This is a genomic window from Xanthomonas cucurbitae (genome assembly GCF_002939885.1).
GTDB lineage: Bacteria > Pseudomonadota > Gammaproteobacteria > Xanthomonadales > Xanthomonadaceae > Xanthomonas > Xanthomonas cucurbitae.
In genome coordinates this window covers 1-328 of the sequence record NZ_MDED01000153.1, presented here as the reverse complement: position 1 = coordinate 328, position 328 = coordinate 1, and the positions used below count along the sequence as shown (strand labels likewise).

Here is a 328-nt window from a genome sequence, read left to right as displayed (position 1 = left end):
CGAGCAGCATAATTGAAAAGGATAGGAACACCCTGACTCTTGGCATTTACATCCGCCCCCCGCTCCACCAGCAGCTTCACGCTCTCCCATTTATTCTGAGTAAGGAATGCTTGCAAAAGCAAGGTTTCACCATTGGAGTTACGAACGTTCGGATCAACGCCATGATCGAGAAGTAGTTTCAGATAGACCGGATCTTCCTGCTTGGCAGCCCAGACCATCGCATTGTCTTCATAACGCCGGTGGATTCACTCACGAAGTGCAAGGGTATCGTAGTTGAAGAAGACCTCGGCTGGAGTGAGATAGCTCAATCGTTTTCTGGGTCGGTTGT

The 328-nt window shown here is 49.7% G+C and carries 1 pseudogene; it reads right to left on the bottom strand.

The window, feature by feature from the left end:
• Positions 1 to 236: pseudogene (locus XcuCFBP2542_RS19160) on the bottom strand (ankyrin repeat domain-containing protein); the annotation flags it as partial.
• Positions 237 to 328: the final 92 nt, after the last annotated feature.